Source organism: Pacificoceanicola algae (assembly GCF_049341065.1).
GTDB lineage: Bacteria > Pseudomonadota > Alphaproteobacteria > Rhodobacterales > Rhodobacteraceae > Pacificoceanicola.
Map to the genome: position 1 here is coordinate 1 of NZ_JBMPIX010000053.1, position 6,408 is coordinate 6,408.

Here is a 6,408-nt window from a genome sequence, read left to right on the forward strand (position 1 = left end):
ATCGCTCATGTCACCGCTCCAGTTTTGGAAGCGTGAATCACGCGGCGCCACAGAAATCAATGCATCCTGACCCTAGCTGAGCCGCAAAGTTGTCTCTTTAAAAATTTGACCGGTTTATAAATCAGAACCAATTCATAATGCCACGGCCAAATGCACCTGCTGCTCTTCAAAAAGAACTGTTGCAATCCAATTGATCATACTAAAAGGGAGGCATGATTGGAATTGTTATCCTGACATTTCGCTCCAGTGACGTGATTGAGGCCTGCCTTGACAGTCTACCTTTTGACACCGAACCGGGCCTACGCGTCGTGTTGTGCGATAATGCATCTGATGATGACACGGTGGGGATAATTCGGACATGGGCCGGAACGACGGGGCGAAATCTGGAGGAGCATTACGTCGGCTCCCCCAAGATGCGTGCTGATACAGGCCCTTTGACCCTTTTGCATACCGGGGGCAACCTTGGCTTTGCCGGGGGCGTGAATATCGGCCTGATACATCTGTTGCGCGACCCGGATATCGACCTATTCTGGATCCTGAATCCCGATTGTGAAGTGACTCCGGGGGCCGCAGCGGCCTACCGGGAGAGGGCTGCCAAAGCTGCCCCCTTTGCTTTGATGGGGGGACGAATTTGCTATCGCGAAGCGCCCGGTCTAATCCAATCCGATGGTGGGCGGGTGTATCGCTGGTCCGGCATATGCAGCAATATCAACCAGAATCTTATGCCCGATGCGGCAGTTTTTCCGCCGGAAGAAAGCCTCGATTTCATCTCGGGCGCGAATATGGTGGCCTCGCGCCTTTTCATCGAACGCACCGGCCCCATGGTCGAGGACTATTTCCTCTACTACGAGGAAATTGACTGGGCGTCCCGCCGAGGGGATTTGCCATTGCTGTTTTGCCCCGAAGCGACGGTGTATCACGTGGGCGGAACAACGATCGGAACGGGGTCCGCCAATAGACGCCCTTCGCCATTCGCGAATTTCTTCAACTACCGAAATCGGATGCGTTATATGTGGCGCTTCCACCGCAGTCGGTTGCCGACGGCCTGGGCTCTATCGATGTTACGAGTGGGCAAGCTGGCTGCAATCGGAGCTTGGGACGAAGCATGGGCGGCCTTCGCAGGGTTGCACGGATTGCCGCCCCCCGCAGGCGTCCGCTATGTCATTGCGCCCGTAGATCACGATCGCGCCTTCAAATTGAAAGACCGCACGCGATGACGCGAGTGTCGATCCTGAACTTCCACGGAATAGGCACTCCCCATGACGGAGTTGATTCCAGTGAGGCGCGATATTGGATAAGTGCCGAGCGGTTCTGCAGTGTTCTTAACCGCGTGGCCGCTCAACGGGAACACGGGCGCCGGATCCTGCTCACTTTCGATGATGGCAATCGGTCGGATATAGATATCGGCGTACCAGAATTGCGCGCCAGGGGCCTCAACGCGCATTTTTTCATGTTAACAGGGCGTTGTGATAACCCCCATTACCTATCCGCCGAGGATATGCGTGCCCTGGCGACCGGGGAAATGCGCGTGGGACTCCATGGCCGTGACCATCTGGATTGGCGCCGCCTTGATCCTCCTGCGCTAGACGTTGATATCCGCGACGCCCAAATAACGCTTGCCGAGATTATAGGGCAGCCGGTCAAAAGCGTCGCAATCCCCTTTGGCGGCTATAACAGGCGGGTCGTGAAGTATCTAAAAGCTTTGGGTTTTGCCGAGATTTATACCAGCGACGGCAGCCACACCTCTGACAGACACCGCCTGCGCCATCGCCTGTCGATCCGCAAGGATATGACCGATGCAGAGGTAGACACCTTCCTTGAAGGCGTTGAGGATAACTGGCGTCCGCGGCTGATCCGCGGAGCAAAAAGTTTTTTGAAAGAACATTTCATTTAAAAGATCGGCGAGACTGCCATGAACTTAAAAGCATCACTATCAAACCTGTGGCGCCGGATCATGCTGCGCGGCACGACCTTTGGCGGGAAGTACCGCAAAGTGCAGATGCTCTATATACTCGAAAACCCTTGGGAGATGGACAGCCCCAAAGAACAGCATCGCTTCCGCGAAACCTTGGCCCATCTCAGCAGCCTGGATACCCCGTTCCATACAATCTTGGAATTGGGGTGTGGCGAGGGCCATCAGAGCTTGCATTTACAAACCATCTGCACGCAGGTTTTCGGCGTTGATATCAGCGATATGGCTGTCCGCCGTGCAAGAGAGCGCTGTCCTGACGGTCAGTTTTCCGCCATTCCCCTGGAACAAATCGACAGTGCGTTCGAGGGGCAGCATTTTGATATGATCACGGCATGTGAAGTGCTCTACTACGCTGTGGACATAACCGAGAGCCTCAAAGTTCTCCAATCGCGCGCGGAGCGGATTTATGTTTCGAACTTCGAGTCTAGGGCTGCGAAGCTAAGGCATCATTTTCAGGGCGATGGCTGGCGTAGCCTTGAACCGATCAGGTTTGAAGACACCGTTTGGGAATGCGCAGTGTGGGAAGCACCCCATCTACGCCTATCCTAGACCGGATGCACTTGGTCCCAATCATGGTCAGCCTTGGTGAAATGCCAGTCGTCCAGAAAGCTTGCCAACTCATCGCGCAAAACTGGATCAGTACAGACCACAGTGGGGCGCATCGTACGGGTCCGTAAAAACCCGGCCCGCCGTAGCGCCTGTTGCCAAGCGGGATGACTGGCCGCTGCTTCCAGATAATCGCTCTCAGGGGCCAAAACTGCCACAGCGTGCGCCAGCAACGCGTCCAAAGTCGCCGGATCATCGGGCAGCGCGAAGGCATCCGCCACAACTCCCAACGGCAGTTCTTCTGGCTCGCCGACGCGCGTCACGAGGTAGCCCGCCAAGGCATCCCCACGGTAAAGCAAGAACCGCCGGTAGGTCAGGCCCGGGCAATCGACAAAACGCCAGTTTAAGAACTGAGCCGACCGTTCAAAGACCACTGGGAAATGGGGACGGGCCTGTTGCCACAGGGTATCAATCTCATCTGGGAAAAGAGAGACCTCACGAATGGCGGTGGCATCTGTGCCTGCGGACGGTTTGGGCGCGCTTAGGCGTCGGGCTTTGGCTGTCGCCCGCCCCAGTGCCGCAACGATCCACGGCCCAATTTCTGTTGAGACAAATGCCCTGAGCAACCGTCGTCGGCCGAGAGACCCGAATTGTGATTTATATTTCAGAAACCGCGCGACTGTGCGCCCCGACAGTCCGTGGGGTAGGATGAATTGCCCCACGGGTCCCAGGGTCAGGCAACCGGCCCGCTCCGCCACCCGCCGCGTTGCCGCCGCCATCGTCAGAGTGACCAATACCTTCCGTTCGACTATGACACGGTCGTGGATGCGGTGGCTCAGGCCGCGACCGCGGGCCTCAGGATGGACCATGACGTCCACTATCCAACTCGCTGGGACAGCCCGGCCGCCAACCCACAGGGCGCCGTCCTGCACTGCAATAGTCCCGATAATACGTCCTCCATCCTCGGCCAGCCAAATGGTCGGATCGGCCGTCGTATCGGCTTTGAAGGGCGTGTCTTCAAATTGCCAGTGATGCCGGGCGCGATCCTTGTAGGGCGCCCCGGCACCATAGGTTTCCCCCACGAATTGCAGCAGGGCCGGCATATCTTCTTGGGTGGCGCGACGCACTGCGGGTGCTTCATTTTCGGGGGTCATCTTCATCGCTTACTTAGGGTGCCTCATAACAAATGTGTCGCTGGTTAAATCGCTGTTATTTCGTCCAAATAATCTTGGGCTCCTCGGCGAAATTGGGGCTCAATTCCACTTAGCCGTCTGACTTGTGTAATCCACTTTGAAAGTTAGTGCATGATCGGGCTGAGGTCCATCGGGACGATGGCTGCCTTCGGCCCGGTTCGTGAAAGTCCCGGTATGTACGTTTGACCGAACCGCATTTGCGCCTGCCACGTGGCCGGTGCAGCGGATGCGAGCTTGCTTGTTACGAGGTCTCTGGCAAGGAAGGTTTTCGATGCCGCCTGTCTTCCGCTCAATACGTCTGGCCCTCATGAGACGATGGCCCGGCATGGGACAATGATATTGAGTTCGTTTGTTGGCCGATGCTGCGTAAAATTCCGTCGACGCAACTTGAGTTGTTTCCGGACATCTGGTCAGTCGTGACAAACGCACCGACGTCCCCTTGGCCCATCCCCTGCCAGCGCCAATCGCACAAATTCAAGATTATGATATAAGGATGGTATGAGCTTTTCTCAGCCAATGAGAAAGTTATCCGATCTCTGATACCCTTAGCAATGAAATTTGGGCCAAAGGACGTCGGGAAGATGGGTTTGACACGGACTAATTCACTCACAAGCTGCTGAAATGGGCTGAAAAGCTTCTCCAAACCGAACGTGGAAAACATCGGCACTTGGCTTGCTCTTACCAAAACCGGAAAGGTCCTGCGTCAGTCAGGTTTGGCCAGACGAGATTCCCCGCTGGCCAAACTTTTTCAAGTGCGTACTTGATAATCCTGCCAAATTTAAGTGGCAGTTTGTACCCGTTGCAGCTTGATCCTCAATGGAACAGATCGTTGTTGATGGCGAGATCGCCAGAAGCGAAATCCGAGAAGCTACGTTCGTAAAGTTGCAGCACTTCTGCCGCGTCCGCAATTTGCGTTGCGGCGTCGTCAACGGCTGCTACGAATGCCGTCCTGAACTCCGAGTCGAACGTAATGCCGTCGTTCCAAACGGCCAGATCGACAGTGTCATCACGCGTTGACGATACATCGGAACCCGCTGCGTCGAAAAATACGAAAATGTCATCAGGCTGCTGGGACGTGAACGATTCAGACGACGCCGTTCCCGTGAGCTTGTTTGAATTGCCGCCACCGGGACCACTTGGTCCCCAACACCAGACGGTCATTGTTTGGCCTGACCCGCCTTTGGTGGATCCTGTGGTATCTGTCGATCCGGTGGTGTCGGTCGATCCGGTCGATCCAGTGGTATCGGTCGAGCCGGTCGAGCCTGTTGTGTCGGTCGAGCCGGTTGAGCCGGTGCTTCCTGTCGATCCGGTGGTGTCGGTCGATCCGGTTGAGCCGTTCAGGATTGCGATCCACTCGTAGGCGCCAAGCCCGTCGCCGAGGCTGCCGACAGGGGTGAAGTCATCGATCGTGGCGCCGCTGCCGCCGACAGAGGCATAGACATCGCTGTAGTGGTTGGGGGCATTCGGGTCTTCCCACTGCAGGAAGAGGTTTCCGTTCACCGTGCCGGTGCCGACCTGATCAACGATCCCGTCGACGATGTTGTCCTGCACCGTGTAGCTGCCCGCGACCGAGACGATGCGGATCTGGGCATTGTCCCACTTGGTGATATCGGTCGTCGACAGCACCGTGTTGTTGACGATGTTGATATTGCCGCCGGTCCCCGCGGTGCTCTGGATGTAGATCCCGTTCACGGTGTTGGTGTGGATGATGTTCTGCTCGATCAGGAAGTCGCTGTAGGCGCCGTCCTTGATGAAAATCCCCTGAACGACGGCGGTGCTGTCGCGCGGCGATTCATCGAGCAGCATGACGTTGCCGCGGATCACGACCCCCGAGGAGCTGCCCTGGAACTGGATAAAGTCGTTGTGAACGGCGGGATCGGGGTTCTCGTAGATGGTCGCGCCGATGTTGCCTTCGATCAGCGTGTCGGTGACGCCGCCGAATTTCATGCTGTCGCCGCCCATATACTCGAACTGATTGTCCGCGACGATCAGGCCAGTCGAACCGAAGAAGACTGCGCCATTGCTGGTGTCATGGATGTAGTTGTTCTCGACGGTGATGTCGCTCGAGCCGGAGGCTACGCGCAACCCGTAGGCGCCGTCGAAATTACCGTCCTTGACGCCGTTGATCTCGCTGTTGATGAAGGAGATGTCTGAGCTGCCGCCGGTGATGTCCACCAGGGCGGTGTACCGCGGCCCATCGGTGGGGCTGTCAACGTGGAGCCCGTCGAAGGTGATGTTCGAGCTGCCTGTAATCGTCAGCGTATCGAACTTGGCCCCAAGCGGTGTTTCCGAGGTGACGGTGACATTCGAGGGCACGTCGATGCCACTGATCGTCACGCTGCCGTAGGCGCCATCCTTGAGAATGATGGTTTCTCCGCCGGTCGCGGCTTTCAGCGCAGCGATCAGACCGTCTGCGGTGGCGACGGTGATCGTACCTCCGCCAGAGCCGGTGGGCGCAGTTGTCGTCGTGTCCGGTGTGGTGGTCGTGGTGTCCGTCGGTGTGGTGGTGGTTCCGGTGTCAGTTGGGGCTGTTGGATTGATCATCTCAGCCACTTCTGCCGGGGTCTTGACGCCTTCAGTGACGACGATGTCGGAGATCTTGCCGTCGAAGACATTGCCAAAGCCCGCCTCGCCGGTTTTGCTGCCCCAGCCGAGGGCGCCGAACTGGAGGTACTCGGTGTTGGTCTCCCAGGTCAT

General features: G+C 57.1%; 5 protein-coding genes. 3 read left to right on the top strand and 2 right to left on the bottom strand.

Annotated features, from left to right (window positions below):
• Positions 1 to 212: 212 nt before the first annotated feature.
• Genes ACOYQJ_RS25990 through ACOYQJ_RS26000 form a run of 3 tightly spaced genes read left to right on the top strand, consistent with a single transcriptional unit; the run spans position 213 to position 2,521 of the window.
• A complete protein-coding gene (locus ACOYQJ_RS25990; protein ID WP_422908780.1) occupies positions 213 to 1,217 on the top strand; it encodes a glycosyltransferase family 2 protein in 1,005 nt (334 codons plus the stop codon).
• A gap of 5 nt (positions 1,218 to 1,222) precedes the next feature.
• Positions 1,223 to 1,894 (top strand): polysaccharide deacetylase family protein, encoded by a 672-nt coding sequence (locus ACOYQJ_RS25995; RefSeq protein ID WP_422908781.1) that lies wholly within the window; start codon positions 1,223 to 1,225, stop codon positions 1,892 to 1,894.
• An 18-nt stretch (positions 1,895 to 1,912) separates the two neighbouring features.
• Positions 1,913 to 2,521, top strand: coding sequence for a class I SAM-dependent methyltransferase (locus ACOYQJ_RS26000; RefSeq protein WP_422908782.1), 609 nt, complete (start codon positions 1,913 to 1,915; stop codon positions 2,519 to 2,521).
• Here the strand turns inward: ACOYQJ_RS26000 and ACOYQJ_RS26005 are convergent.
• Entirely contained in the window at positions 2,518 to 3,672 is a 1,155-nt protein-coding gene (locus ACOYQJ_RS26005) for a GNAT family N-acetyltransferase (RefSeq protein WP_422908783.1), read from the bottom strand. The two genes, ACOYQJ_RS26000 and ACOYQJ_RS26005, sit on opposite strands and share 4 nt — an antisense overlap.
• 852 nt (positions 3,673 to 4,524) lie before the next feature.
• A partial coding sequence (locus tag ACOYQJ_RS26010; protein ID WP_422908784.1) for a right-handed parallel beta-helix repeat-containing protein occupies positions 4,525 to 6,408 on the bottom strand: 1,884 nt, incomplete at its 5' end.